General features: G+C 34.4%; 27 protein-coding genes and 1 pseudogene. 11 read left to right on the top strand and 17 right to left on the bottom strand.

Features of this window, described 5'->3' with window-relative positions; translation table 11 throughout:
- Window positions 1-26 precede the first annotated feature (26 nt).
- Window positions 27-710, bottom strand: a complete 684-nt coding sequence (locus tag Q1A60_RS16180; RefSeq protein ID WP_299767188.1) for a DUF2461 domain-containing protein — start codon at window positions 708-710, stop codon at window positions 27-29.
- An 88-nt stretch (window positions 711-798) separates the two neighbouring features.
- The gene (locus Q1A60_RS16175; protein WP_299767189.1) at window positions 799-1578 is read right to left on the bottom strand and encodes a tRNA pseudouridine(38-40) synthase TruA; all 780 of its coding nucleotides are present in this window, start codon (window positions 1576-1578) and stop codon (window positions 799-801) included.
- Window positions 1579-1671: 93 nt separating this feature from the next.
- On the opposite strand from Q1A60_RS16175, the gene Q1A60_RS16170 reads away from it, so the two are divergent.
- Together Q1A60_RS16170 and Q1A60_RS16165 are read left to right on the top strand one after the other, a co-directional pair.
- Entirely contained in the window at window positions 1672-2112 is a 441-nt protein-coding gene (locus Q1A60_RS16170; protein WP_299767190.1) for a hypothetical protein, read from the top strand.
- A gap of 642 nt (window positions 2113-2754) precedes the next feature.
- Window positions 2755-3576 carry a DUF1853 family protein gene (locus Q1A60_RS16165; protein WP_299767191.1) on the top strand — a complete coding sequence of 274 codons (822 nt, stop codon included), beginning with the start codon at window positions 2755-2757 and terminating at the stop codon, window positions 3574-3576.
- 14 nt (window positions 3577-3590) lie between these two features.
- Here the strand turns inward: Q1A60_RS16165 and Q1A60_RS16160 are convergent, their stop codons facing one another.
- Both Q1A60_RS16160 and Q1A60_RS16155 read right to left on the bottom strand, forming a co-directional pair.
- Window positions 3591-3776 (bottom strand): Arc family DNA binding domain-containing protein, encoded by a 186-nt coding sequence (locus tag Q1A60_RS16160; RefSeq protein ID WP_299767192.1) that lies wholly within the window; start codon window positions 3774-3776, stop codon window positions 3591-3593.
- A 3-nt stretch (window positions 3777-3779) separates the two neighbouring features.
- The gene (locus Q1A60_RS16155; protein WP_299767193.1) at window positions 3780-4634 is read right to left on the bottom strand and encodes an SPFH domain-containing protein; all 855 of its coding nucleotides are present in this window, start codon (window positions 4632-4634) and stop codon (window positions 3780-3782) included.
- 175 nt (window positions 4635-4809) lie between these two features.
- Between Q1A60_RS16155 and Q1A60_RS16150 the strand changes: the two genes are divergently transcribed.
- The 4 genes from Q1A60_RS16150 (at window position 4810) to Q1A60_RS16135 (ending at window position 10198) form a co-directional block, all read left to right on the top strand.
- Window positions 4810-6249 carry a hypothetical protein gene (locus tag Q1A60_RS16150; protein ID WP_299767194.1) on the top strand — a complete coding sequence of 480 codons (1440 nt, stop codon included), beginning with the start codon at window positions 4810-4812 and terminating at the stop codon, window positions 6247-6249.
- Window positions 6250-6383: 134 nt separating this feature from the next.
- Window positions 6384-7178, top strand: coding sequence for a LytTR family DNA-binding domain-containing protein (locus Q1A60_RS16145; RefSeq protein WP_299767195.1), 795 nt, complete (start codon window positions 6384-6386; stop codon window positions 7176-7178).
- Between the two features lie 90 nt (window positions 7179-7268).
- Window positions 7269-8525: a S41 family peptidase gene (locus Q1A60_RS16140; RefSeq protein ID WP_299767196.1), complete on the top strand. Its 1257-nt coding sequence runs from the start codon at window positions 7269-7271 to the stop codon at window positions 8523-8525.
- 161 nt (window positions 8526-8686) lie between these two features.
- The gene (locus Q1A60_RS16135) at window positions 8687-10198 is read left to right on the top strand and encodes a sulfatase-like hydrolase/transferase (RefSeq protein ID WP_299767197.1); all 1512 of its coding nucleotides are present in this window, start codon (window positions 8687-8689) and stop codon (window positions 10196-10198) included.
- Window positions 10199-10397: 199 nt separating this feature from the next.
- On the opposite strand, the gene hisIE is transcribed toward Q1A60_RS16135, so the two are convergent.
- The 11 genes and pseudogenes from hisIE to hisG form a co-directional block, all read right to left on the bottom strand.
- Window positions 10398-11000, bottom strand: coding sequence for a bifunctional phosphoribosyl-AMP cyclohydrolase/phosphoribosyl-ATP diphosphatase HisIE (hisIE, locus tag Q1A60_RS16130; protein WP_299767198.1), 603 nt, complete (start codon window positions 10998-11000; stop codon window positions 10398-10400).
- Window positions 11001-11017: 17 nt separating this feature from the next.
- On the bottom strand, window positions 11018-11773 hold the full coding sequence (gene hisF / locus Q1A60_RS16125) for an imidazole glycerol phosphate synthase subunit HisF (RefSeq protein ID WP_299767199.1): 756 nt from the start codon (window positions 11771-11773) through the stop codon (window positions 11018-11020).
- 50 nt (window positions 11774-11823) lie between these two features.
- Window positions 11824-12114, bottom strand: a pseudogene (locus Q1A60_RS16120) (four helix bundle protein); the annotation flags it as partial.
- A gap of 152 nt (window positions 12115-12266) precedes the next feature.
- Window positions 12267-12779 carry a DinB family protein gene (locus tag Q1A60_RS16115; protein ID WP_299767200.1) on the bottom strand — a complete coding sequence of 171 codons (513 nt, stop codon included), beginning with the start codon at window positions 12777-12779 and terminating at the stop codon, window positions 12267-12269.
- A 2-nt stretch (window positions 12780-12781) separates the two neighbouring features.
- Complete coding sequence (locus Q1A60_RS16110) at window positions 12782-13558, bottom strand: 1-(5-phosphoribosyl)-5-[(5-phosphoribosylamino)methylideneamino] imidazole-4-carboxamide isomerase (RefSeq protein WP_299767201.1); 777 nt, start codon at window positions 13556-13558, stop codon at window positions 12782-12784.
- Between the two features lie 129 nt (window positions 13559-13687).
- Window positions 13688-14026, bottom strand: a complete 339-nt coding sequence (locus tag Q1A60_RS16105; protein WP_299767202.1) for a cupin domain-containing protein — start codon at window positions 14024-14026, stop codon at window positions 13688-13690.
- Between the two features lie 7 nt (window positions 14027-14033).
- Complete coding sequence (hisH, locus tag Q1A60_RS16100; RefSeq protein WP_299767203.1) at window positions 14034-14696, bottom strand: imidazole glycerol phosphate synthase subunit HisH; 663 nt, start codon at window positions 14694-14696, stop codon at window positions 14034-14036.
- A gap of 96 nt (window positions 14697-14792) precedes the next feature.
- Complete coding sequence (gene hisB, locus Q1A60_RS16095) at window positions 14793-15929, bottom strand: bifunctional histidinol-phosphatase/imidazoleglycerol-phosphate dehydratase HisB (RefSeq protein ID WP_299767204.1); 1137 nt, start codon at window positions 15927-15929, stop codon at window positions 14793-14795.
- 49 nt (window positions 15930-15978) lie between these two features.
- Window positions 15979-17031 (bottom strand): histidinol-phosphate transaminase, encoded by a 1053-nt coding sequence (gene hisC / locus Q1A60_RS16090; protein WP_299767205.1) that lies wholly within the window; start codon window positions 17029-17031, stop codon window positions 15979-15981.
- Between the two features lie 5 nt (window positions 17032-17036).
- Entirely contained in the window at window positions 17037-18332 is a 1296-nt protein-coding gene (hisD, locus tag Q1A60_RS16085) for a histidinol dehydrogenase (protein ID WP_299767206.1), read from the bottom strand.
- Entirely contained in the window at window positions 18332-19192 is an 861-nt protein-coding gene (hisG, locus tag Q1A60_RS16080) for an ATP phosphoribosyltransferase (RefSeq protein ID WP_299767207.1), read from the bottom strand. Before hisG ends, hisD begins: the two co-directional genes overlap by 1 nt.
- Window positions 19193-19479: 287 nt before the next feature.
- Here hisG and Q1A60_RS16075 point away from each other — a divergent pair, with 287 nt between their 5' ends.
- Together Q1A60_RS16075 and Q1A60_RS16070 are read left to right on the top strand one after the other, a co-directional pair.
- Window positions 19480-20259 carry an OmpA family protein gene (locus tag Q1A60_RS16075; RefSeq protein WP_299767208.1) on the top strand — a complete coding sequence of 260 codons (780 nt, stop codon included), beginning with the start codon at window positions 19480-19482 and terminating at the stop codon, window positions 20257-20259.
- Window positions 20240-20899 carry a hypothetical protein gene (locus Q1A60_RS16070; protein ID WP_299767209.1) on the top strand — a complete coding sequence of 220 codons (660 nt, stop codon included), beginning with the start codon at window positions 20240-20242 and terminating at the stop codon, window positions 20897-20899. The genes Q1A60_RS16075 and Q1A60_RS16070 overlap by 20 nt, the downstream gene beginning before the upstream one ends.
- 348 nt (window positions 20900-21247) lie before the next feature.
- On the opposite strand, the gene rpsA is transcribed toward Q1A60_RS16070, so the two are convergent.
- On the bottom strand, window positions 21248-23077 hold the full coding sequence (rpsA, locus tag Q1A60_RS16065; protein WP_299767210.1) for a 30S ribosomal protein S1: 1830 nt from the start codon (window positions 23075-23077) through the stop codon (window positions 21248-21250).
- A 418-nt stretch (window positions 23078-23495) separates the two neighbouring features.
- Here rpsA and Q1A60_RS16060 point away from each other — a divergent pair, with 418 nt between their 5' ends.
- From Q1A60_RS16060 to Q1A60_RS16050, 3 genes are all read left to right on the top strand, one after another.
- Window positions 23496-24428: a T9SS type A sorting domain-containing protein gene (locus tag Q1A60_RS16060; RefSeq protein ID WP_299767211.1), complete on the top strand. Its 933-nt coding sequence runs from the start codon at window positions 23496-23498 to the stop codon at window positions 24426-24428.
- Window positions 24429-24573: 145 nt separating this feature from the next.
- Window positions 24574-24900: a MauE/DoxX family redox-associated membrane protein gene (locus tag Q1A60_RS16055; protein WP_299767212.1), complete on the top strand. Its 327-nt coding sequence runs from the start codon at window positions 24574-24576 to the stop codon at window positions 24898-24900.
- Window positions 24901-24911: 11 nt separating this feature from the next.
- Entirely contained in the window at window positions 24912-25514 is a 603-nt protein-coding gene (locus Q1A60_RS16050; protein ID WP_299767213.1) for an alpha-ketoglutarate-dependent dioxygenase AlkB, read from the top strand.
- A gap of 134 nt (window positions 25515-25648) precedes the next feature.
- Here Q1A60_RS16050 and Q1A60_RS16045 read toward each other — a convergent pair whose 3' ends face one another.
- Entirely contained in the window at window positions 25649-26050 is a 402-nt protein-coding gene (locus Q1A60_RS16045; protein ID WP_299767214.1) for a hypothetical protein, read from the bottom strand.
- Window positions 26051-26192 lie beyond the last annotated feature (142 nt).

The following is a 26192-nucleotide window of genomic DNA, read 5'->3' as shown; positions in this document are numbered from 1 at the left end:
CGGAGGCGACGTAAAAATAAAGACGTTTAATCTATTAATGATACGCCATTCAAATCGGTAGTTAGTACATCACTCATTAAGTCAAAGAAAGGTCGTAAAAGCCTATAATGATGTAATACTTTTTCTCCAAAATCTGGAGCATGTACCTCAGCATCTGTAAAAGAATGCGTCACTACAAAATTCTTAAGGCGTATTAAATCAATATTAGGGTCGTCTTTGCTAAACCCTTTAGGTGCTGTTTTCACAGGGTCCCAGGCATCAAATTTTCCTCCATACGCTTTCGCGAAAGCGGGCTCAGAAAGAATAGCACGTATTTCACTACTATCCATTTGAAACTCCGTACGGATACGTAATAAATCTTTAGGTTCTGGACTAAAAAAACCACCCGCAACCACAGATTTCCCTCCTGGTTCTAATCGCAAATAATACCCACCTCTACGGTGTGCTCCTGCCCTACTAAAGCTTACACTACGATGTACATTATAAGGCGTTTTATCTTTACTAAAACGAATATCTCTATTGATACGGAAAACTTTTAATTTCTCAATCTCATCATCTTCATTCAAACCTGACTGAATAGCTGCATAAAACGCTTTTAAAACTTTTTCGCTTGCTTGGTACTCTTTTTTATGCTCCGTCATCCAATCACGATGATTGTTCTTTTTTAAAGATTTTAAGAAGGTAAAAGATGATTTTGGTACTGTATTCATTTCCTATGAGATTAAACCCGTTTTATGCATTAAAGATTTGTAATGTATAGTTCAAGATGAAGAACTAAAGATAGTAAATTGTGTGAGACTACATACGCACATCGTGAAGCATCAAACCACTAGGTTGTGCGATATGTTCCAGTTTTATGGTATTTCCTGGCACTAAAGTTTCCTTTATAAAATCTAGATCTATCTTTCCTTGTCCTAGGTCAAATAATGCGCCCATCATCAAGCGTATTTGATGTCTTTTAAAACCTTTGCCACATACCCGAAACACATAACTCTCCTCTGGAAAAAAACTCGCTGTATATAACTCGTTTTTAATAATCTCGCTCACATCTAATGTGCTAATGGTTTTAGTTTCAGGGTTTGCTTTATAAGCGTATGTCCTAAAATCATGTGTTCCTTCAAAAAGACGCGCACCTTCTTGCATGAGTGCTATATCCAACTTTGTATTAATATTCACCATATAGGGTGCCGCAAATGGATGGTTTTTTTCTCCGTGAGAAAAGAGATAGATATACTCCTTTCCTTTGGGAGCATCCATGACATTAAATGCTTTATCAACTTCTGTAATGTCAAGGCAACGGATATCCTGAGGCAGATTATCATTCAATAGCTTTAAGAAGCCATCACTTGGTAACGGTTCATCTTTTAGAAACAACTCTACATATGCCACATTTGCCGAGACTTTGGCATCAGTACGACCAGAAGCCAGTAGTTTAAAGTTTTTACGGTCCAAAACATATGAAAACGTACGTTCTACCATACGTTCTACCGTAAGTACATCAGGTTGTTTCTGCCAACCATGGTATCGAAACCCTAAATATTGAATCTTTAATAAGTAATAGAATCGCTTGTCAAACATAGATGCGAATTTAACTTTGAAAATAGTTCTTACCACTAAGAAAATTAAAAAATTTGTACATTGTTAGTACTAACAACCAAAAATAGACTGACAATGACTACAACAAACAAACCAAGCGTTGCATTTTGGATTATTGCAATTGTACTAGGCTTACTTTGGAATTTAATGGGAGTATATGCCTTTTATTTAGATAATTTTGGAGGAGAAGAAATACTCGCAAGTATGTATACCGAAGAGCAACTGGAATACATAAAAGGAATAGCTTCGTGGGAAATAGTATTATATGGAGTAGCTACCATAGGTGGGCTTTTAGCAGCTATTATGATGCTAATGCGAAAGAAATTGTCTGCATTATTATTTTTAATATCCACATTAGCTGTTGTAATTTCAACAATTTACGGCCTTACCGCTACAAATCATTTAGAAATTTTTGGAACGATGCAATCCATATACTTTCCTATTATTATTATAGGTATAGGTTTTTTCTTGTATTGGTATTGTAAAAAATCAACTAAAAAAGGATGGTTATCCTAAATAGGATAAAAATAGTACAAAAGGTCACTTAAAAAAGTGACCTTTTGTATTTTTAAAATTAATAGAACGTATTTTTCACGTGATGTAATGCACAAAAAACATGTATTATTCTAATAGAATGTAACAGAAATAAGACATAAACGACTGATAAAGTACCTTACGCTTTTAGTTTATGCATCAATATTCCTGGAAAAAAAAGTTTTTAAGTTTTCAAACGGATCTATATCTAGATGATACGATTATTGGATACTTTACTTTCGGGGTATTTATGAAAAGTTACATCGAACTTTTAGGAAATAGTTATACTGTTAAAAAGAATAGTATTTGGGGTTATACCTATGAAGTTTATAAAAATGAGGATAAAACACCCATCGCTAAACTTATTTTTCCGTTTTGGAGTTTATCTGCTAAAATTGAATATAACAATACTGTATATGAAATGATATATCGCACTTCTCTATTATTATTTCACTTTCATCTATATCATAAAAATCAGAGTATTTATGACTATGATGCATCAAAATATAGGGGTCATATAAAGGTAATAGAAAAAGAAGATCCCCTTCTTATAATCTTAGGTCTTTATTGTCACGCAAGCAGGCGTAGAAATAACTGATGGCAATATAGTGTATCTTTAACGTCGTGAAACACATACACGGTTTTTTAGCATCTCCTCCCCTATGGATAAACTCACAGTTTGGGCTTCAACAGTTTACGATTCCTAGCATAGACCTATCTACCTTTGAGCCACATCCTATTCCTAAAAAGCTACGACTAGGACATCAGATAGAATATATATTGCATCAAATACTATCACATTCAGAGGCTTATGAAGTGCTAGCGCATAATATTCAAATACAAAAGGGAAATGACACTATAGGAGAGTTAGACTTCATTATACACTCCTCCCTACCGGCGAGGCAGGTTCGCGAAAGCGGAAAACTCCTCCACATAGAACTTACTTATAAGTTTTATATCCTAGACCCAACGATCTCCGAACCTATTCACAGATTGATGGGACCAAATAGAAAGGATTTATTTTTTACAAAATTGGAGAAAACAATACAGAAACAACTCCCACTTATTCATACGGAAGAAGGAAAAAAAACACTTAAAAGTCTAGATATCGATGCTTCCCAATTAGAACAACAAGTGGTATTTATGGGGCAATTGTTTACTCCCTACAACATGCAAACACCTTCTATACATCCATTAAACACTGATTGTATTGTAGGTTTCTGGATTCGTATGCAAGATTTTATAGCTGATGTGTTTAAAAAATATACATACTATGTTACCTATAAATACGAATGGATACATACACCTCATGAGGATGTAACTTGGATATCACATTTTAAAGTTTTGCTAGAGATAGAACAAAAACACATACAAAAGCGAGCTCCCATTGTATGGATTAAAAAAGAAGATACTCGTATAGAAAAATGTTTTGTGGTATGGTGGTAAGATATATTACCAAATCATTCATCGTCTGGGTTCTCTTTCTTTTTAGATGTCTTAGGTAATCTTTTAGCCTCTTTTAAGGCCTTATGCATCATCCATTCTATTTGCCCATTAACGCTACGAAATTCATCATCTGCCCATTTTTCAATTTGTTTGAACGTCTCTGGGTCAATACGAAGGACAAATGATTTTCTTTTACTCACGTTTTAGGCATTTAATGTACCCGCATTTACAATAGGTACAGCTTCTTTATCACCGCAAAGTACAACCATTAAATTACTTACCATAGACGCTTTTTTATCATCATCAAAATCTATGATATTATCTTCAGATAATTTGCTTAGAGCATCTTCTACCATACCTACAGCACCTTCAACGATTTTCTTACGCGCTGCAACAATAGCAACAGCTTGTTGTCTCTTTAACATGGAGCTTGCAATTTCTGGCGCATAAGCTAAATATCCAATCCTTGCCTCCATTACTTTAATTCCTGCAATCGCTAAACGCTCCGTGATTTCATTCTCTAGCGCTTCGTTTACCTCATCCATCCCAGATCGTAATGTAAGTTCTGCCTGCGCATCATCAAAATTATCATACGGATACGATCCTGCAAGTTTTCTAACAGCTGCATCTGTTTGTACTCTTACAAACTCTTCATAATTATCTACATCAAACGCAGATTTATAGGTATCGCTTACTTGCCAAACTAAAATAACATTAATCATAATAGGGTTTCCAATCTTATCATTTACTTTCACACGCTCACTATCAAAATTTCTTGCTCGCAAAGAAATTTTCTGTCTTGTATAAAAAGGATTTGCCCAAAAGAATCCATTATCTCTAACGGTTCCTTTATACGCTCCAAACAATACTAAAACTTTAGAGCTATTAGGATTTACAATAAAGAACCCTTTGATAATTAATAGAACAACAGGAAAAAGCACTAAAAACATAGGGTTTTTAGTGACTACTACACCAACTATCATACTAATAATCACTATAAATAATACGAATAACATTATGTATCCATTAGTAGGTTGCAATTGAGTTTCATTTTTCATAATAATATCATTTTGATATCACAATAATACTAATAATTTTTCAATTTTAAAAATGAGATTATTTAGATTACTTGAAAACAAGCTATAAAAGTTAAAACATGGGATATTAAAATCATAAATGGTAATATCTCATTATTTTTTCGTCTTTTGTAATATCAATCAATTATAATCACTCATGAGAATCATTCATTTAATCACATTTTTTCTATGCGCATATGTATCAGTATATGCGCAACAAGATTTCATCAAAGTAGCGCATAATGAAGTTTTAGGCACTCTTACCTTTATAGCTACTGCTAGCAATCAGCCAGGTAGTGCTCCATCCTATCAAAAATATATTAACGAAGCTGTAGGTAATGACGCTGACTTCACACAGCTCACCAAACGTTTTGCTAGTATAGATGTAGAAACAAGTATTCATAGAGAACGGTATCCTGAAAAAAGACATCCATTTACGAGTACCATGGATCTATTGTGGGTAGCAAGTGCTAACTCAACAAGCATAGATGATTTTGCAACGCGCACTATTGGATTTCTACCTCCTAATGATCATACTGCACTTATAGAAATTATGCATCAGATACTCCCTTATTATAAGAAACATGTGTGGTCTACCACAACTACTCAAAGAGCGCAATTAGAACAATCTATACAAGGATATGTCCCTCAAATAGAAACACTATTCAATAAGGTCAATGTATTCCTTGGAAGTAATTGGTCTAAGAGCACGCCTTTTAAAATCATGCTCTATCCTATTCCTCTAAAAAGTGGCGGTACAACAGCAATTCCAAAAGGAAACAACTTAATTTGCTCATACCTATCTGAACGAGAAAAAGAAGGCGAAGATATAGTAGGTATTGCGATACATGAAATGAATCATATCTTATTTGATGCACAACCGTTAGCTCTTCAAGAAAACATAGATACTTGGTTTACAACCTCCAGTAATCCATATGCTGCATTGGCATATGATTTCTTTGATGAAGGTCTTGCGACAGCCGTGGGAAATGGTTGGGCATATGAACAACTTAATGGAAAACTAGATACAGGTGAATGGTATAGTTTTGAATATATAAATGGGTATGGAAAAAAGTTATACCCGCTTGTAAAAACATATATGAACGCCAATAATACCATTGATAAAGCCTTTATTGAACAAGCCATCATACTTTTTGGAGAAGCATTCCCTAAAGCGATTACAGATCTTGATATTCTCATGAATAACCTCAACATCTTCTCGCAAACAGAAGATGAGTCATTAATGGATGTATATTTTGCAGGTGTTAGAGAGCGTTTCAGAATGCGCTCTGCCTATTTCTCTAGTCCTATCAATCGTGATGATTCTTTTACCCGCTTACGCGAAAACAATAGAACAAAGCTTATCGTTGTAGATAAAGATCAGGGAAGTATCTTCCCTATCTTACAAAAGCAATTACCGTCATTGCCTAAAAACACAGACTTGAACACTTCTTTTGTGACTAGTTTTTATGATAAAGAAACACAAAGTACTATTGTTCTAATAAATTGCCTGCAGAAAGAAGACTATGGACCTTTGATGGATCAGCTAAAAGCAGAAAAGTATGTTACATATGGTAAAATAATATCCTTAGAATAAGAAGAAATAGTATATTTAGATGTTCAAATATATTACCTCGGGGCAAGCCCACGAGGCATTTATACAAAACTAATTTTAATTTCGAGGCAAGCCTCGAAGTAGTAAACCCCTTTGGCGGGGCTAATAAATACCTTTTGAAAAAATATCCTTTTGATGCTTCTTTAAAACACCATTTACTAGTAGGTCTTGCACTTGCTATATGGATTTTTATATTCTTATACTTTACAGAACCCTTAGATGTAAATGAATTTGGTGATCGAGAAAAGCTTATATACCTCCCATTTTACGGACTTATAGGAGCCTTATGCTACATCATTATGCTTCCACTTCAAAACTTCTTGTACAAGCGCTCTGATAAACAATGGTCGTTAAAGAATGAAATTATATTCAACCTAGCTTTCATTGTTTTTTCTTTCGTATTAGCTCGTACATATTATGTATATGTAATCGTATATGGAGAATCAAACCCATACACTTTATGGTATTATACTACTAGTATTTTTATTCCTGCTATTGTAACTATATTGCCTATTGTACTAGCTGGAAGATGGGCCTTAGGAAAATACAAAAACAAACGTCTTGAAGAGGCAAAGATCGAAATACAAGGAGAAGGCAATTATGAGAGTTTACGATTACTATTCAATGATTTGATTTGCATACAATCGTCCGATAATTATGTCGAAGTCTCCTTTTTGGATAACAACACACTTAAAAAGCAACTCATCAGAAACAAACTTTCTGTCGTTGAATCTAGTTTCCCTGAACTTATCAGAACCCATCGTTCATTTTTAATGAATCCTTATCATTTTCAATCTTGGAAAACCGAAAATGGGAAGTTAGCCATCGTAGCATCAAATGCTATTTTCATCCCAATATCAAAGACCTACTCCACAGCGGTAAAAACAACTATAAATTCCACCACAAACTAGATACATTTCACCCCAAAGCCTCATATATAATAGGCTCATTGATTTTTGTGAAATACTTTTGAACCAGAAGTCAAACATAAAAAATCAATTATGAAAACTAAATTAACTACCGTATGTACCGCTTTATTTCTTATCGTATTTGCTTTCGCGAAAGCACAAACATCAACATTATGTGATTGCAAAAAGGATCTTGATTTTCTTGCTACTAAAATGCAGGATATGATCTCTTACAAAAAACAAATTAAAGATACTAAGGTCTCAGAATTTCAAAATGTATACAAAAGACTTTCTGATGAAATGCAATCACCTATCACCAAAGTAGATTGCTTATTTAAACTCAACACCTTACTAAGTGTTGTGAAAGATAAACATGCGAGTATCTCATCTACTGGTGATGTAATTACAAAAGAACAATATCAAGATTCTATATATAAATCTAATTTTAAGCAAACTGCTATTTTTAAAGAGCATCCTACGGTAACAGTCAATCTAACAGAATTACGCGCTAGATTAGCTCAGATACCTTTTGAGAACATAGAAGGTATTTATACAGATAGATATGTAGGCGAAATCGGTGTGTATGAAACAACAACAAAAGGGAAATATATCGCTGTTGTTTTAGAAAGTACATCAGATTTTTGGGGAGCTGGACAGATTGCATACCAGATCAATAAAATAGAAGGAGATGAATACCAAGTATTACGTTATCACCCATATTCTCGCAAATTATGGTTTCAAAAATCAATGTTAGCGTATAATGGGAAGTTATGGGGACTTCAAAAGGAATTAAATAGTCCTAACTATGTTGAAGCACCCTCTGAGAATGAGAATTGGGAATTTAAACAACTTACTGATGATACACAGTATTTATATTTTGGTTCTTTTTCAAATAGAAAAAGTAATGTAGAAGCATTCAAAAAGTTTTACGCTGAATATAAAGACAAGATTAATGCATCTAATGTCATTGTAGACCTTCGTAATAATGGAGGTGGTAATTCTAAGTACAGTGATCCTTTCGTAAAAATACTAAAGAAATCTGGCGCTAATGTATATGTGATCACTAACTACTTTACGGGAAGTAATGGAGAGCAATTTACATTAAAACTTAAAAAGATTAAAAATTCGGTTCACCTAGGACAACGTACCAATGGAATTATATCATACGGTATGAACTATGGTACATCCTACGACTCTCCTACTGGAAATTTTTCTTTCACACCTACCGATATGAACTTTCATAAGTTTATTCAATATGAAATGGTAGGGATACAACCAGAAATACGATTAGATTTTTCAAGAGATTGGATTGTTCAAACACAAGAAATTATAGAAGGACAACTTCCATAAATAGTAAATATATATTTTGTAAAGGCCATTGCACTCGAGTTTGACTTCTCGAATCGCAATGGCTTTTGTTTTAATATAACACACTAATAATCAGGTAATAATACGCTATTTATACAATATCACCTTTAGTACTTTTAAAAAATAACTATAAAAAATAAACGATGAGTTATTCTAAAAGACGTGCTCTGTTACCCGAGCAACCCGATTTAGTGATTATTATTACCGATCAAGAGAGAGCAACCCAACATTTCCCTCCAAATTGGGAATCTGAACATTTAAAAACCATGACCTTTTTAAAAGAGCACGGTTTCTCTTTTGATCGTGCATTTTGCAATTCTTGCATGTGTTCTCCCAGTAGGGGTACTCTTTTTACAGGCACCTATCCTGCACAGCATGGGGTTACGCAAACCCTTACTTGGGGAGGTCGCTACTCAAGTGCCGAGACAACATTAGACCCAAGTCTATTTAATATGGCTAGAATGTTACAACAAGAAGGCTATGATGTTCAGTACAGAGGAAAATGGCATTTAAGTAAAGGTGATACAGAAAATGATTTAAGTTCATCACAAATAGCACTTACAGGTTTTCAGGGATGGATTGCACCTGATGCTGGAGAAGATGTAAAACCAGAAAATTTTGGAGGCGGTTTTGCTAACCATGATGAGAAATATATTAAACAAGGAACCGATTATTTAAAAAGAATTCGAATTGAAAGAGAATCGGGCAAACCTAGAGTTCCGTTTTGCTTGGTATTATCATTAGTAAACCCCCATGATGTGTTAGCATATCCTGATGGTCTAGATTATGGGTATACCGAAAAAGATTGGTCTTCTAGAGCTATTCATTTACCAACATCTGTCACTGAGGATTTATTGAAAAACAAAAAACCAATGGCGCAATTTCAAACGATGAAAGCCGCTGGGAAATTATTAGGTGCATTACCCACTAGAGATGATAAATTAAATTATATCAACTTTTATGGGTATACACTTCAAAAAATAGATAGTCAAATAGGAGAATTTGTAGATGAGTTATATGCGGTTTCATCGCAAGGAAAAAAACTAGCAGATGACGCTATTGTAATTCGTCTTTCTGACCATGGAGAGATGGGAATGGCACATGGAGGGATGCGTCAAAAAGCATTTAATGTGTATGAAGAAACACTAAGAGTTCCAATGGTAATTTCAAATCCTATTTTATTCCCTAGACACGATACAAGTGTTGTCAAATCATCAGACAACCTAGCTTCCTTGATTGACATCATGCCTACGATTGCTTCCTTGGTTGGTATTAAAGAGCCCGCACGTTCTTTACAAGGTAAAAACTTAGTACCGATACTAAGAGACAATACAGAGGTTCAGGAATCTATCATGTTTACTTTTGATGATACAAAAGCTAGTTCTGCCGATGTTCCTTCTGCAGTATTAGCGGCAAATAGAATACGTTGTATTCGTACAAAAAACTGGAAATATGCATATTATTTTCATACCTTAGGAAGTTATCCTACAGAATATGAATTGTATGACTTAACTAATGATCCTAAAGAAATGAATAATTTGGCGTATAGTGACAAGAAAGCAATCCTTAAAATAAAAGAAGGACTGGCTCATCAACTAGAAGATTCTGAAAAGCACCTACTAAAACGCAAAACACTAATGTCGCAAGAGAATTAGAGGCAATGCAACTATTTAGCTGTCTAAAAAGTATCGTTTCTGTCAAAATGAGGTATATTCAAATGACGTACAAAATTTACTTTTTAGACAGCCTTTATGTTATTTATGCTGTTAATTAACGCTTTCGCGAAAGCGTACTCATTCTCTCCAAAATGTAATATCATTTTAGTTTGCCAATTTACAATCATCACTAGTGATACTACTTATGTCTAGAAATAAGCGTTTTTTCTACACTATGTAGTCCAAACCCTTTTGCCCGTAATAATACCATGAGATGGAAGATTAGGTCTGCGCTTTCATTAAGAAATAATAAATCATTATCATCTTTGGCCTCTATAACGACCTCAACAGCCTCCTCTCCTACTTTTTGCGCTACTTTATTGATCCCTTTTTTGAATAAACTCGCTACGTAAGAATCGGGATTATCTTCGGGATTATCTTTACGATCACGTATTACATCTTCTAAATGTGAAAAGAACCCATAATTAGGAGAGTTTCGTTCTCCCCAACATGTATCTGTTCCTTTATGACACACAGGACCTGTAGGCTCTGCTAACACCAATAAACTATCTTGATCACAATCTACTTTAATATCTACAAGATCAAGGTAGTTATTAGACTCCTCGCCTTTAGTCCACAAACGTTCTTTGCTTCTGCTATAAAATGTTACTCTTTTAGAATCTAAAGTTTTAGCGTATGCTTCCTGATTCATATATCCTAACATGAGAACGTTCTTAGTTCTTACGTCTTGTACAATCGCAGGAACTAAACCATCTGCAAATTTTGAAAAATCAATTGTCATAATTATTTATTTTGAGGTTAGATACGCACAGATATTCCTTGTGCTTTTAATTCGTTTTTTAATTCTGGTATGGATATTTCTCCAAAGTGAAAAACACTAGCCGCTAATGCAGCATCTGCTTTTCCTTCTGTAAATGCATCTTTAAAATGTTGCTTATTTCCTGCGCCACCACTTGCGATAATGGGAATAGTCAGCTCTTCAGAAAGCCTTGCTAATGCTTTATTAGCAAAACCATCTTTCGTTCCATCGTTATCCATCGAAGTAAACAAGATTTCTCCTGCTCCACGCTTTGCTACTTCTTTTGCCCAATCAAATAAATCAAGGGTTGTTGGTACTTTTCCGCCTACTAGATGAACGATCCAATTACCGTCTATACATTTGGCATCTATAGCCACGACAATGCATTGTGAGCCAAATTTAGCTACCAATTCATTAATCAAATCAGGTCGTTTTACAGCACTAGAGTTGATCGATACTTTATCTGCTCCATTTTTAAGAAGTATATCTACATCTTCTACAGATGAGATTCCACCTCCTACCGTAAATGGAATGTTTACTTGTGAAGCCACTCGCAATACAAGATCAGATAAGGTCTTCCTACGCTCTTCGGTGGCAGATATATCTAGAAAAACAAGCTCGTCTGCTCCTGTATCTGAATATACTTTAGCAAGTGCTACTGGATCTCCAGCATCTCTAAGGTTTACAAAATTGGTTCCCTTTACGGTTCTTCCGTTTTTGATATCTAAACAAGGTATTATTCTTTTTGTTATCATGTTTATAAGTACAAATAAATGAACGCCGAACGACGAACATCAAATTATAATTAATTAATTCTTTTTCTAACGGTTTTAATTGATGATACAGTAATCGCTAGTAATTCATTTGCCTCAGAAATAAGCCTTTTTATTTCTTCTGGATTTACTTCTGCCACTTCTTGAAGTATTTCTAACCAAAACATACTTTCATCTGCTTCTTCCTCTACAATCTTCATTTTATGTATAAAATCACGATCTGACTTTGCTCTATTTGCTGCTCTATAATTAGCGCCCACCGAACTAGAAGATCTTATTAACTGACGAATAAAAGCATCAAACTCTCTAGATTTCGGGAATTGTTTACAAAGCTCCTAGCAATCAATAGTAAATTTCTTTGTTCTCTTTTTCAAATCACGCATATACATCAATTTTAAAGTTGATTGTTCATTGCTCGTTGTTAATTATTCGTCGTTCGTAATTACCTGTTCGTAATTCGTCGTTCATTTATTCGTCATTCATTGTTCATTGTATTCAAGTCTAAACCGTCATAGAACCCTAAAGGACTATTTACAAGTGTTTTTATCCAAAAAGCAATCTGCCCTGTATGGTAACTATAATGCTCTACGGCATGAATCACACATCCCATTCCTGAAAAATGAAATCCTTGTACGTTTCGCTTTTTTAAAAGTTGCTCTTCTGATGCATTTTGGATCGTATTCTTCACTTCCTTTACTGTAACTATTAATTGTTCTAAGAGCGTTTCTTTCGTATATCCATCTATAGCATCAAACTCTGCATCTCGATCACGAGCATCCTCTTTCTCACCAAGGCTTGAAATGACATATTGCGTCATATTACCACATAGGTGTAAAATTTGATTCCCAAGACTATTACTTGAATGATTAGGACGTTGCCAAACGTGTGTATCATCAATTTTCTGAAAGGCAATAGTAATCATACGTGTACTCTCATCTATGCGATAAAGCGCGTTTTCTTTAAAATCTGTTACCCAAGGTGACTCCATACTTAGTGATTTAAAATAAAGTGTTCTAATTGTTTCAAAGTGATACGATTCTCATAAATGGCCTTTCCTATGATCGTGCCCTCACAACCTAATTCAGCCAATTTAGGTAATTCATCAAAGGTTGAGATACCGCCAGAGGCAATAAGTTTGAGGCTATTGTCATGCTGAGCTTGTCGAAGCACATTTTGACCTTCGACAAGCTCAGGTTGACAAGTATTTAATATTTCTTTATACAAATCAAAGCTAGGACCTTCTAACATACCGTCTTTACTAATATCCGTACAAATCACATAGTGAACTCCTTTTGCTTGATAGTTTGTTATAAACTCTACGACATCATCATCTGATGCTTCTAACCATCCGGAAATAGCAATTTTCCTATGATGTGCATCAGCGCCTAAAATAATCTTGTCCGATCCATAGGTTGTTATCCAATTTTCAAAAATTACAGGGTCTTTTACTGCAATACTTCCGCCTGTAATTTGGGAAGCACCACTTTCAAAAGCGATATGTAAATCTTGATCTGTCTTTAAACCACCACCAAAATCTATTTTTAAACTTGTTTTTGAAGCTATTTGCTCTAGAATCTTATGATTTACAATATGCTTACTTTTTGCACCATCAAGATCTACTAAATGTAAATATTTGATTCCATGCGCTTCAAAGTTTTTAGCAACCTCTAATGGGTTTTCATTATATATTTTTTTAGTATCATAATCTCCTTTGGAAAGGCGTACACACTTTCCGTCTATGATATCTATGGCTGGTATTATTCGCATTATACATGCCCGCGAAGGCGGGTATCTTTTATTTGGTTAATCGCAGTCTAAATCTATAAACTATTTATTTCTTTTTAATGCCTCTTGACTGCGCTCGAAGGGACAATATATATTTCGTTTTTCTACTTTCTACTTTTCATTAGCATCCCCAGTAACGTCATTATCTGTACTCTCAAAACACAAAATAGTCGTTCTCATATTAGATCGCGTTCTATGTAATACATCTTTAGGCACTTTAATCATTTGCCCTTTCGTAAGAGTTTCTGTTCGGTCTTCAAAATCTACAAACAACTCTCCTTCTACTACAAAGAAAAATTCGTCGCTTTTACTATGTGAATGCCAATAAAAATCCTTTTGCAATACACTTACTCTTACCACATGGTCATTAATTTCACACACTGGAAAGTTTTTCCAATCATCAGTGATATTTTCTGTAAATGCTACTATATCTTGTTTTTGATTACTCATTACTGAACTACATTTCTAGAAAATTCTTTAAAATCTGTTCTCCTGTGCGACTGCTCTTTTCTGGGTGGAATTGCGTTCCGTAGAAGTTCGCTTTCGCGAAAGCGGCACCATACGGAATCCCATATTCACAAACGGCAATGGTTTCTTCTGTTACAGGCGCATAATAGCTATGTACCATATAGATAAATTCATCATTTTCTACATTTTCAAACAACGGCCCTTTAAGACTAGAGATACTATTCCATTGTATTTGTGGGATTTTTACGCTACTTCGACTAGGCTCAGCATTGGTTTCGCGCCCACCTAAACGGTCGGCAGGAAAGCGTACCACATCTACATCAAAGATTCCTAATCCTTCTGTATTTCCTTCTTCCGAAAAATTACACATGAGTTGCATCCCTAAACAGATTCCTAAAACAGGTTGTTGTAATGTAGGAATAACGGCATCTAAACCACTTTCTTTTAGTTTTTGCATCGCGCTACTCGCTTCGCCTACCCCTGGAAATATCACCTTATCAGCATTTCTTATTTCTTCGGGATCATGACTTAATGTTGCCGTAAACCCTAAGCGTTCTATCGCAAACTTAATGCTCTGAATATTCCCGGCGCCATAATCTATGATGACGATTTGCCCCCTAGCCCCCGAAGGGAGAATATTTTCCTGTTTCATATTTTTTTATTTTCATATCCGCGAAGGCGGATATCTTATCCTAACCTACGCTATTATTTTTAAATTATCCTACCATTCCCTTTGGGAGTTAGGGTACTATAACATCCCCTTAGTACTAGGTAAAATCATTTTATTTGGATCTCTTTTGATGGCTACTTTAATGGCTTTTGCAAAGGCTTTAAAAATAGCTTCTATCTTATGATGTTCATTGGTGCCTTCGGCTTTTATATTAAGATTTGCTTTGGCACCATCTGTAAATGATTTAAAGAAATGATAAAACATTTCTGTAGGCATTTTACCAATCATTTCGCGTTTAAAATCGGCTTCCCAAACGAGCCAGTTACGGCCTCCAAAGTCAATGGCTGCTTGCGCTAGACAGTCATCCATCGGTAAACAAAAACCATAACGTTCAATTCCTAGTTTGCTTCCTAAGGCATCTGCAAATACTTCGCCTAATGCAATCGCAGTGTCTTCTATGGTATGATGTTCATCTACTTCTAAGTCTCCTTTTACTTGGATATCCAAATCCATTGCGCCATGTCTCGCTAGTTGGTCCAGCATGTGGTCAAAAAAAGCAATTCCTGTATGGATAGATGATTTCCCGGTACCATCAAGATTTAGTGTGATCTGGATGTCGGTCTCATTTGTTTTTCGCGAAAGCGTACGAACTCTATCTTCTAATTTTAAAAACTCATAGATTTTTTGCCAATCATTACTTTCTAAAGCAATGTCTTTATCCAATTCTGAACGTTCAATCGTGATTTCTCCAGTTCCTAAATGCGTCTCATCATTGATATAAATACCTTTAGCTCCTAAATTGGTAGCTAATTGCATATCTGTAAGGCGATCGCCAATCACAAAGGAATTAGCAAGGTCATAATCTTCAGAGAAGTATTCGGTTAGTAAGCCTGTACCTGGTTTGCGTGTATCGGCATTCTCATGTGGAAATGTGCGATCTAGAAATACTTTATCAAAAACAACGCCTTCATTTTCAAAAGATTTTAGGATAAAGTTGTGTACTGGCCAAAAGGTATCTTCTGGAAATACATCAGTTCCTAATCCATCTTGATTAGTAATCATCACAAGTTCGTAGTCGAGTTCTTGTGCAATTTTACCTAACCACGTAAATGCTTTTGGATAAAAAATCATCTTTTCAAAAGCATCTATTTGCTCATCTGCAGTTTCTTTGATGATGGTTCCATCACGATCTATAAATAAAACTTTCTTCTTCATGGTAGTTATAAATTATGACGCTAAACGTATCGTAGTGTCTTGTACTTTTTTAGTTTGAAATGGCATTTAAAGCCGTTATTAATTGTTCGTTTTCTTGAGCAGTTCCTATCGTAAATCGCAATGTATTTTCACAAAGCGGTTGTGTACTTCTATTCCGAATTACGATCCCTTTTTCTACTAATTGTTGGTATCTTTTATCTGCATTATCAACTTTAACTAACACAAAATTTGCATCTGAAGGGAATATTTTTTTTATATAATTTATATCAACCAACACTTTACTTAAACTATTCTTATTATCTAGTATTGAGCTAATTTCATTATTATAATTATTTGTATTTGTAATATGTTTAACTGCTTTTTGCTGTGTTAATTCATTTACATTATACGGAGGTTTGATCTTTTTTAGGATAGCACAAATGTCTGCAGAAGCAAATGCCATTCCTAATCGTATTCCTGCCATTCCATATGCTTTAGAAAGCGTTTGAGTGACGATCAAATTTGGATATTGATCTAATCGTGTAATCCAACTTGGAGAAGAAGCAAAATCAATGTATGCTTCATCAATAACCACTACTCCATCAAAACGATTTAGAATCGTTTCTATCTTATCTCCTTCAATAAGATTACCCGTAGGATTATTTGGCGAACACAAAAAGAGAAGTTTGGTATTTCCATCTACTTGTTCAAATATCGTTTCGATGTCTGGTTGAAAATTTTCAGTAAGTAATACTTCTCTATTTTCAATATCATTTGTATTTGCCAGCACTTTATACATCCCATACGTAGGTGGTAAACTAATCACATTATCTTTTCCTGGAATACAAAAGGCTCTAAAAATAAGATCTAATACCTCATCACTTCCATTTCCGAAGAGTATACCATCTTCATTCATTTCTTTCTGGGTAGCAATAAGTTGTCGTAACGCACCCTGTTGTGGGTCTGGATAGCGATTTACACCATTATTAAAGGGGTTTTCATTAGCATCTAAGAATACCATGTCTTTATTAAAATCTGTAAACTCATCTCTCGCAGAGCTATAGGCTTTCATTTTTGCAACATTAGGCCGCACAAGTTTATTGATATCAAATTGTTTTCTCATAGCTATTATGAAGTTGCTTTAGCAAGTTTATCTAATCGCAGTGTTACTGCATTTTTATGCGCTTCTAAGCCTTCTGCTGATGCCATGACTTCAATAGCATTTCCTATATTCTTAATTCCTTGTTCAGAAATCTTCTGAAACGTCATACTTTTCAGGAAACTATCTAGATTTACACCACTATATTGTTTTGCATAACCGTTAGTTGGAAGCGTATGATTTGTACCAGAAGCATAATCACCAGCACTTTCTGGGGTATAGTTTCCTATAAATACAGAGCCTGCATTTTGAATACCATTTACATAAAAGTCTTCATTTTCCATGCATATAATAAAATGCTCAGGACCATACATATTTATCAACGCCAGTGCTGTTGCATCGTCTTCTACATAGATCAACTTACTATTATCTATGGCTTTTTGAGCTATACGCTTTCGCGAAAGCGTACCAATTTGTATTTGAATTTCTTTTTCCACAGCTGTCATCAAAGCACGAGACGTCGTCACTAAAATCACCTGACTATCTGTACCGTGCTCTGCCTGGCTTAATAAATCGGATGCAACAAAAGCAGCATCGGCCGTGTCATCTGCTACAACTAGAAGTTCTGAGGGACCTGCCGGCATATCTATAGCAACCCCATACTTGGTAGCAAGTTGTTTTGCTACAGTTACAAATTGATTTCCGGGTCCAAATATCTTATAGACTTGCGGTATGGTTTCTGTGCCAAATGTCATCGCAGCAATTGCCTGAATCCCGCCTACTTTATAAATTTTAGTTACACCACATAGCTGTGCTGCATAGATAATAGCAGGATGTACAGATCCATCTTTTGAAGGTGGAGTACATAACACAATCTCTTTACAGCCTGCTATTTTTGCAGGAATCGCTAACATTAATATCGTCGAGAATAAAGGCGCTGTTCCGCCAGGTATATACAATCCAACTTTTTGAATAGGGCGTTTTTCTTGCCAACAAGAAACACCTGGTGTTGTTTCTATTGTAATACGTTCTGTTTGTTGAGCTTTGTGAAACTTTTCAATGTTATTTTTTGCAAGCTGTATAGCATCTTTAACTTCTTGATCGAGTATTGCTCCTGCCTCAGCTATTTCCTGAGAGGATACAATGGTTGAATTTAGAGTAACGCCATCAAAAATAGAAGTATACTTAGCTACAGCGACATCACCTTTTAGTTTCACTTCTTTAAAAATATCGATAACCGTAGTTTCTATATCTTCTACTGTTTGTGTAGGGCGTTTGAGAATAGCTTCCCAATCTTTCAGTTCTGGAGTATTTATTTTATTCATTACAAAACCATTTTTTCGATTGGACATACTAAAATCCCTTCTGCGCCTGCAGATTTGAGTTGATCAATGACATCCCAAAATCTATTTTTATCTATCACACTATGCACACTGCTCCATCCTTCTTCGGCTAATGGTAATACTGTAGGACTTCTCATACCGGGTAATATATCTATGACAGCATCTAATTTTTCATTTGGCACATTCATAAGTACGTAACGACTACGTTGTCCTTTCAGCACACTACGAATTCTAAATCGTAATTTTTCTAAAATTTCATTACGTTCTTCAGAAATCTTAGGAGAAACTGTCAACACTGCCTCTGAGGTTAACATCACTTCTACCTCTTTTAAATTATTTTTAAATAAGGTACTTCCACTAGAAACAATATCACAAATCCCGTCAGCTAGTCCAATATTAGGTGCAATTTCTACAGAACCATTAATAATATGCAATTCTACATTAACCCCTTTATCTTTCAAATATTTTTTCACCGTGTTTGGATACGAAGTAGCAATACGTTTTCCTTCAAAATCTTGCACTGATGTATATTTCTCATTTTTAGGTATCGCAAGTGACACTTTGCATTTTGAGAAGCCTAGACGCTCTATAATTTGTAAATCTTCTCCTTTTTCAATAAGTGTATTTTCACCTAATATAGCGATGTCAATGACTCCATCTCTAAGGTATTGAGGAATATCACCATTACGGAGATAAAAAACTTCTAAAGGAAAATCTCTAGCTGTGGTTTTTAATTGATCTTTTCCATTGTCAATAGAGATGCCACAGCTTTTAAGTAATGCCAGTGACTTTTCATTAAGACGTCCTGATTTTTGAACTGCAATTCTAATTTTTGTATTCATTTTTTCTTTTAATAATTATAGCTTGAATTATCCAAAACAAAAAACCCGCTTGAATAACTCAAACGGGTTTCGATATCATAAAATACAGACATATCATTTCACCTCGCTTGAGCGATATAAAGTAAAATGATGATGATGTATTGTGTTGTTTTTCATAACTGGTACAAAAGTATTCTATTTTTTGTTAAAAACAAGTGTATAACCCAATTTAATATTTACTTAACAATAAAAAGTTTTTAGTAGATTTGATACGAAATCACTTACACTAATTTGGGGAAAAACAGTAAATGAAAGGTTTTTGGGGTACATTTTTTATATTTCTATTGTGGGCTATGGCTGGAATATACTATATACACATAAAAGAGGCAAAAGACATTCCTGAGAAATCCCCTATTACGATTCCTGTAGAAAAAAAAGTCGTTAACACGACTCCCTTGGAGATTGCAAAAACAGTAACTCCAGAAAGTGCAACTGAATCTCCAGAGATAGTTATAGACAGTGTAATGACAGACATCACAATTACAGATTCCACTCTTACTTCTAATGCAACTACTATCAATGAAATAGATGACAGTAGTCTATATATAAATGATAATACAAATGTAGATTCTCAATTGCTAGCAGAAGAAATCAAAAAATCTATTGCTATTAGTGATACGATAGATATTAACAAAGATGAACCTACAATTGAATATAAGAGTGAAACTATTATAGCTAAAATTCCAAATGCATCTTCTCAAATTTTTTATCCTAGGTATGCAAATACCGATCTTATATTAGACAAAGAGCTTATTGCGTATGCTACACAATTAAAAAAAATACTAAAAGAAAATCCTGACAAAAAGGTGACTGTTATTGGGCATACCGACAATGTGGGCAATGCAGAAGATAATTTTAGGATCGCTTTAAAAAAATCAAGACAAATAAAATGGTATCTTACGACTCAAAGAGGCATAAAAAGATCAAGAATATCTGCTATATCTAGAGGTGAATCTAGTCCTATTGAGGATAATTCAAGTACTTGGGGCCGTAAAAAAAATAATAGAATTGAGATTATTGTTGATTAATAACATATCTGAAAGTCAAGACACGATATCTATCCCTATAGCCTATGTAGAGGTATTTGTGATGATGCTTGGTGCTTTTGTTATTGGATATGTAGGCGCTACATTATATGAGCGCTATCGACATAAAGCAACGCAAGTAGCCGTAGATAACGATATTGACCTCCTCAAAAAAGAAATACAAGATCTAAAAGAAGAAAACGAACAGCAAAATAGAAAGTTAAGCTATCGTAAAGATCGAATGGATCAAGAATATGAGCAAGTTAATTTTCAAAAGAGAGCTTTCTCTGATGATGTACTTTCTAAAGGAACAGCTGCAATCACTCAAAATGTTGCTAAGATTGATTTTGATCGTATTGGATATGCAAATACAGAGAATAAAGATGATCTCCAAAAGATAACAGGAATAGGTCCCTATACAGAGACAAAGCTTAATGACCTTGGGATTTTTACTTTCGAACAAATAAGCAACTTTACCGAAGAGGATATCATAGCTGTTACAAAGCTTATCAAATTCTTCCCTGATCGAATTAAAAACGACCGCTGGGTTTCTAAAGCACAACAGTTAAAGTTTGAAAGCGCTCAGCAAGCTAAGTCTTCTCCTTCTGAAGATGTAAAAAAAAAGATGACGAGAGTTAATTAATCCCATCTATAATTATCTACTAAAAAAGCATTGATTATAATTATTCTTCTAATGACAGAAGAAGATTGATTTGATTTAAAAAACATTGTACATATCAATCGCTTTCTTATTGATATTTCTATTTCTCACTTTTTTTCTTTGGTATTGGTTTCTTATAGGAGTCATTGTATCTACATATTCTTTTATAAAAGCGCTCATCGTTGTGATCAAAAAATAATCAAATATTCACCTATTCTTATCTTAAGACAGAACACCCTCTTTTACATAAAAAAAAGCCCATTACACATAATGTATAATGGGCTTTTATATTGACAAGGAATATATACCTTATTCTACAAGAGAATCAGATTATTTACCTTCCATTTTAGCTTTAAGAGCTGCCAGTGCGTCATTAGCATCCCCTAACGTTGGTTTTGCTTCATCAGCTTGCGCTTTTGCTTTCTTAGCTTGTTGCTTAACAATTCTTGCTTCATCTTCTTTATGGATTACCATATGAGATGCTACAACACGTTTAAAGTCTTTATTAAACTCTATTACTTGGAATTGAGCTTCTTCACCTTTACCTAGTCTAGAACCATCTTCTTTCTCTAAGTGACGTGTAGGAATAAAAGCAGTGATATCTTCATTAAAGGCAACTGTTGCACCTTTATCTACAATCTCTTCGATACTAGCAGTATGCTTTGTACCTACTCCAAAATCAGCTTCATATTTATCCCAAGGATTCTCTTCAATTTGCTTATGACCAAGACTTAATTTACGTCCTTCTACATCTAACTCAAGAACAACTACTTCTAGTTTATCTCCTACAGCACAGAATTCAGATGGATGTTTTACTTTCTTAGTCCAAGAAAGATCAGAGATATAGATTAATCCATCAATACCTTCTTCTAATTCTAAGAATACTCCAAAGTTTGTGAAGTTACGCACAACCCCTTCGTGGCGTGAACCAACTGGGTATTTTGACGTAATATCAGTCCATGGATCTGGAGCAAGTTGTTTGATACCAAGGCTCATCTTACGATCTTCGCGATCTAATGTAAGAACAACAGCTTCTACCTCATCACCTACTTTTACAAAATCTTGTGCACTACGTAAGTGTGTACTCCAAGACATTTCAGAAACGTGAATTAGTCCTTCTACTCCTTCTTCTACTTCGATAAATGCACCGTAGTCTGCAATAACAACTACTTTACCTTTTACTTTATCTCCGATTTTAAGAGTTTCACTTAATGCATCCCATGGGTGCTTAGAAAGCTGCTTAAGACCTAATTGGATACGTGTTTTATCCTCATCAAAGTCAAGGATTACAACGTTTAATTTCTGATCAAGCTCAACGATTTCATTCGGGTGGTTGATACGAGACCAAGAAAGATCTGTAATATGGATAAGTCCATCAACACCTCCAAGATCAACAAATACTCCGTAAGAAGTAACGTTTTTAACAACTCCTTCAAGTACTTGACCTTTTTCAAGCTGCCCGATGATCTCTTTTTTCTGCTCTTCGATATCTGCTTCGATAAGTGCTTTGTGAGATACAACAACATTTTTAAATTCGTGATTGATTTTTACAACCTTGAATTCCATTGTTTTATTTACATACTGATCGTAATCACGAATAGGCTTTACGTCTATTTGTGATCCTGGTAAGAATGCTTCGATTCCGAAAACGTCAACGATCATTCCTCCTTTAGTACGTGCTTTTACAAATCCGTTTACGATAGTACCTTCATCATGTGCAGCATTTACACGATCCCATGCTTTAATTACACGAGCTTTACGGTGAGATAATACTAATTGACCTGTAGCGTCTTCACGTACATCAATAAGTACTTCTACCTTATCTCCTTCTTTAAGATCTGGATTGTAACGGAACTCATTAAGAGAGATTACACCTTCAGATTTTGCATTGATGTCAATAATAGCATCACGATCTGTAATACTAATTACAGTTCCCTCTACTACTTCATCATTAAGAGTGTCAACAAAATTCTTTGCTACTAAAGCTTCAAATTCTTCTAGTTGCTCATCATCTACTACGTCAATACCTTCTTCGTATTTTTCCCAGTTAAAGTCTTTAAGAAATTGTTCTGGATTTGCTTGAGCAGGAGATAGCTCAACTTTTGGTGCTGCTGTTACAGCTTCTTCCTGAACTTCAGGATTTTTTGTTTCTTCAGCCATTTGCTAAAAATTACATTAGTACAAGAAATAAGTTTCTGTTACTAATGGGGTTTGTATTTTACGCTTTCGCGAAAGCTCTTTAAACCTCAAAACCGTAAAAGTGGTTTTTTTCGTTTTAAGTATTCCCTTACTGACGGCTTTCTAAAGGTTGTCAAAAAGGAGTGCAAAAGTACGTATTGTTTTCTGATTTTCAAAGAGTAAAATAGACAATCTCACACTCTTCTTCACATAAAAACAATTTACATAACTATATATATAGAAGTACTATTAAAATCTACAATAAACCCAATACTAAACATAAACTGATAACCAATTATTTATATACACTCAAATAATTCGTTAAACTTTATTAATAACACTTATTTATAGATGTAATTTATCTAATTTAGACGCTATTAATCAATCATAAATTTATCACATGAAAAAAATTACTTATTTATTAGCACTTATAACTGTAACTGCCTTTGCTCAACAAGAAACAAGTTATAACTCAGAAACAGTACCTTCTTCAAATACAGGGGAAACAACAATTGCTACAATCACACGTGTAGATAATGGTAGTTTTGCTGTTGTTGATACTTTTACAACCTTAGCTGAATTTAATGAGGCTATACTTGACTGTACAGATGGTACGCTTCAATCTGAAGATTTTTCAAATGGCCCAGCTGCCATTACAGTATGTGGTGAAACGATTAGTTCTGCTGGAGATGGCTGTTTTGCTGCTGGCGAACTTGAAACTGGTTTTAGTGTTTCTTCTTCTGCAGTTCCTTCAAGTGTTGTTTTTATTGCTCCAGGAGCTATTGGAAATACAGACCCTTTAGTAGGATCTACTAGTTTTGCAGATTTCACGATTATAGACTTTGATCCATCACCACAGGCAGTAGCATTCGATCTTTGGGAGAACAATGACCCAGTAACAACCATAAGAGTATTTAGTCCAGAAGGTGACTTAATAGATACTTTCAATGCTGACACACCTACAAACACTCAAACATTTTTTGGTTTTTTTGCAAATGAACCTATTGGATCAATAGAACTAGAAGGTGCCAATGGTAGTGGAGAGTTATTTGGTAACTTCTTATTTGGTGGTGATTGTAGTAATTTAGGAATTCAAGATGAATTATTAGCTAGCGTTACTGCCTATCCTAATCCTACTGCCGGACAATTAAGTTTAACTATTCCTTCTAGTATTAGTGTTGAGAAAGTATCTTTAATTGATATTACTGGGAAAAACACTCAAGTTCGATTAGTTAATAACACACTAGATATGAGCAGCCTTGCTACAGGTGTATACATTTTAAAATTAGAAACTTCTGCTGGAACATCTACTCAAAGAGTAATCAAACAGTAAATACATTATATAACATTTAGAAATAGTCCTGTAAGTAATTTGCAGGACTATTTTTATATCCACGGATGTCAGTTATCTTTGAAATAAAACTAAACATTTAATATTTTATTTATTCTATATGGGAACTCCATGGCATTTATATCTTATGGCAATCATGTACATCTGTATAGGATGCATGCATTTTATAAAACCAAAAGCATTTTTAAGCGTGATGCCTAGATATATTCCCGCGGGATTAAAAATGGTATACTTAAGCGGGTTTGCAGAAATTGGACTTGGCATTATGCTTTGTTTTGAAGCAACTAGAACCTATGCAATATGGGGGATTATAACAATGCTTATTGTATTCTTAGTAGTACATTGGTATATGATTGTAGATGAAAAATTTCATAAAAAGTTTCCAAAACCTGTATTGTGGTTTCGATTTTTACTTCAATTTGGATTGATGTATTGGGCGTATTTTTATTTGTAATATATTTTAAAATGTCATTATTTCCATTAGAACCATATCGTTTGGATTTATCAGGAGCATCTGTGATGTATTATCCCAACTTCTTGACACCAGAAGAAGCTTCTCATTATTTTAAATTACTATATAAAGAAACGCCTTGGCAACAAGATGATATAAAGGTATTTGGAAAAGTATATCCACAACCTCGTCTCACGGCTTTATATGCAGATAATAATTTACCCTATTCTTATTCTAATATAACAATGCATCCTACATCGTTTACTTTCGCTTTAAGCGAAATAAAAAAAAAGGTAGAAGCTATTTCAAATACTGAGTTTACGACCTGTTTATTGAATCTTTATAGAGATGGAAAAGATAGTAATGGTTGGCATGCAGATGATGAGAAGGAATTGGGTAAAAACCCTACTATTGCTTCAGTAAGTTTAGGCGCTAGCAGGGTATTCAAATTAAGGGATAAAAAGGCTAAGTCTTCTGTTCACTCCATGTCTTTAGAACATGGAAGTCTGTTACTTATGAAAGATGCCACACAACATAACTGGCAACATCAAGTACCTAAGACTTCAAAATTTGTGGAACCAAGAATCAATCTAACGTTCCGAACAATCAAGGGGTGAAAGCCATCGTTTTCATATAAAGATCTAGAACGAGGTTTGTTAAAATAGAACATTAGGGGGCATTCTATTTAAAGTAAACGTTCGTCCCAGATCGTCTTGTATATATTCTAATAAAATATATACGCTGGGGGTTGTTACAAGTAGCTCAATTTTTTATAATAATTTCCATACCATCTATTTATAAAAAGCCATATAGAGAGCAGGGATAATAGCAACATGAGTAATGAATTACCTATTTGATAGTCTGTCAAGAAATATGTGATGGTCGTACAACTAAATATAAGGACCGTCATTATTATAGTTTCTTTATAATAGACTTCTAGTATAAGCATAAAGCCTAAAGCAAATTCTAAAAAAGGAAAAAGAGGTGCTATCAGCTGAAAAAGTTCGTTGTCTAATACTTCCGTACTTTTTAGATACATTTCTAATTTTGAAATGTATGAACTGTAGATCACTATATGATATAATGATTGTGCTAGCATAAATAATCCTAATCCGAATTTTATGACGATATGTGATAGCACCTCTAATCTCATGAAAATCACTTTATTAACCGAGGGCAAAATTATACTAAGCACGCATAGTAATTCTTGTATTTTTTTTATTAAAAATTGTACAAAATTCGTAACTTACTGATTATTAATATAACTATAACGTTTTCGTTAATCGTAAAGGCTT

The sequence above is a fragment of the uncultured Dokdonia sp. genome, assembly GCF_947492535.1.
Classification (GTDB): Bacteria; Bacteroidota; Bacteroidia; order Flavobacteriales; family Flavobacteriaceae; genus Dokdonia.
The sequence above is the reverse complement of the archived record's forward strand: the minus strand, read 5'-3'. Positions and strand labels throughout refer to the sequence as shown.

Bases quoted from the DNA above. Each gene is read 5' to 3' on its own strand.
- hisH (WP_299767203.1), bottom strand. From the start codon at position 14,696: ATGAAACAGGAAAATATTCTCCCTTCGGGGGCTAGGGGGCAAATCGTC.
- Q1A60_RS16140 (WP_299767196.1), top strand. From the start codon at position 7,269: ATGAAAACTAAATTAACTACCGTATGTACCGCTTTATTTCTTATCGTA.
- Q1A60_RS16180 (WP_299767188.1), bottom strand. From the start codon at position 710: ATGAATACAGTACCAAAATCATCTTTTACCTTCTTAAAATCTTTAAAA.
- Q1A60_RS16175 (WP_299767189.1), bottom strand. From the start codon at position 1,578: ATGTTTGACAAGCGATTCTATTACTTATTAAAGATTCAATATTTAGGG.
- Q1A60_RS16105 (WP_299767202.1), bottom strand. From the start codon at position 14,026: ATGAGTAATCAAAAACAAGATATAGTAGCATTTACAGAAAATATCACT.
- Q1A60_RS16110 (WP_299767201.1), bottom strand. From the start codon at position 13,558: ATGCGAATAATACCAGCCATAGATATCATAGACGGAAAGTGTGTACGC.
- Q1A60_RS16060 (WP_299767211.1), top strand. From the start codon at position 23,496: ATGAAAAAAATTACTTATTTATTAGCACTTATAACTGTAACTGCCTTT.
- Q1A60_RS16155 (WP_299767193.1), bottom strand. From the start codon at position 4,634: ATGAAAAATGAAACTCAATTGCAACCTACTAATGGATACATAATGTTA.
- Q1A60_RS16135 (WP_299767197.1), top strand. From the start codon at position 8,687: ATGAGTTATTCTAAAAGACGTGCTCTGTTACCCGAGCAACCCGATTTA.
- Q1A60_RS16075 (WP_299767208.1), top strand. From the start codon at position 19,480: ATGAAAGGTTTTTGGGGTACATTTTTTATATTTCTATTGTGGGCTATG.
- Q1A60_RS16115 (WP_299767200.1), bottom strand. From the start codon at position 12,779: ATGGAGTCACCTTGGGTAACAGATTTTAAAGAAAACGCGCTTTATCGC.
- hisC (WP_299767205.1), bottom strand. From the start codon at position 17,031: ATGAGAAAACAATTTGATATCAATAAACTTGTGCGGCCTAATGTTGCA.
- Q1A60_RS16055 (WP_299767212.1), top strand. From the start codon at position 24,574: ATGGCAATCATGTACATCTGTATAGGATGCATGCATTTTATAAAACCA.
- Q1A60_RS16050 (WP_299767213.1), top strand. From the start codon at position 24,912: ATGTCATTATTTCCATTAGAACCATATCGTTTGGATTTATCAGGAGCA.
- hisD (WP_299767206.1), bottom strand. From the start codon at position 18,332: ATGAATAAAATAAATACTCCAGAACTGAAAGATTGGGAAGCTATTCTC.
- hisF (WP_299767199.1), bottom strand. From the start codon at position 11,773: ATGATAACAAAAAGAATAATACCTTGTTTAGATATCAAAAACGGAAGA.
- hisG (WP_299767207.1), bottom strand. From the start codon at position 19,192: ATGAATACAAAAATTAGAATTGCAGTTCAAAAATCAGGACGTCTTAAT.
- rpsA (WP_299767210.1), bottom strand. From the start codon at position 23,077: ATGGCTGAAGAAACAAAAAATCCTGAAGTTCAGGAAGAAGCTGTAACA.
- hisB (WP_299767204.1), bottom strand. From the start codon at position 15,929: ATGAAGAAGAAAGTTTTATTTATAGATCGTGATGGAACCATCATCAAA.
- hisIE (WP_299767198.1), bottom strand. From the start codon at position 11,000: ATGACAATTGATTTTTCAAAATTTGCAGATGGTTTAGTTCCTGCGATT.
- Q1A60_RS16045 (WP_299767214.1), bottom strand. From the start codon at position 26,050: ATGAGATTAGAGGTGCTATCACATATCGTCATAAAATTCGGATTAGGA.
- Q1A60_RS16150 (WP_299767194.1), top strand. From the start codon at position 4,810: ATGAGAATCATTCATTTAATCACATTTTTTCTATGCGCATATGTATCA.
- Q1A60_RS16170 (WP_299767190.1), top strand. From the start codon at position 1,672: ATGACTACAACAAACAAACCAAGCGTTGCATTTTGGATTATTGCAATT.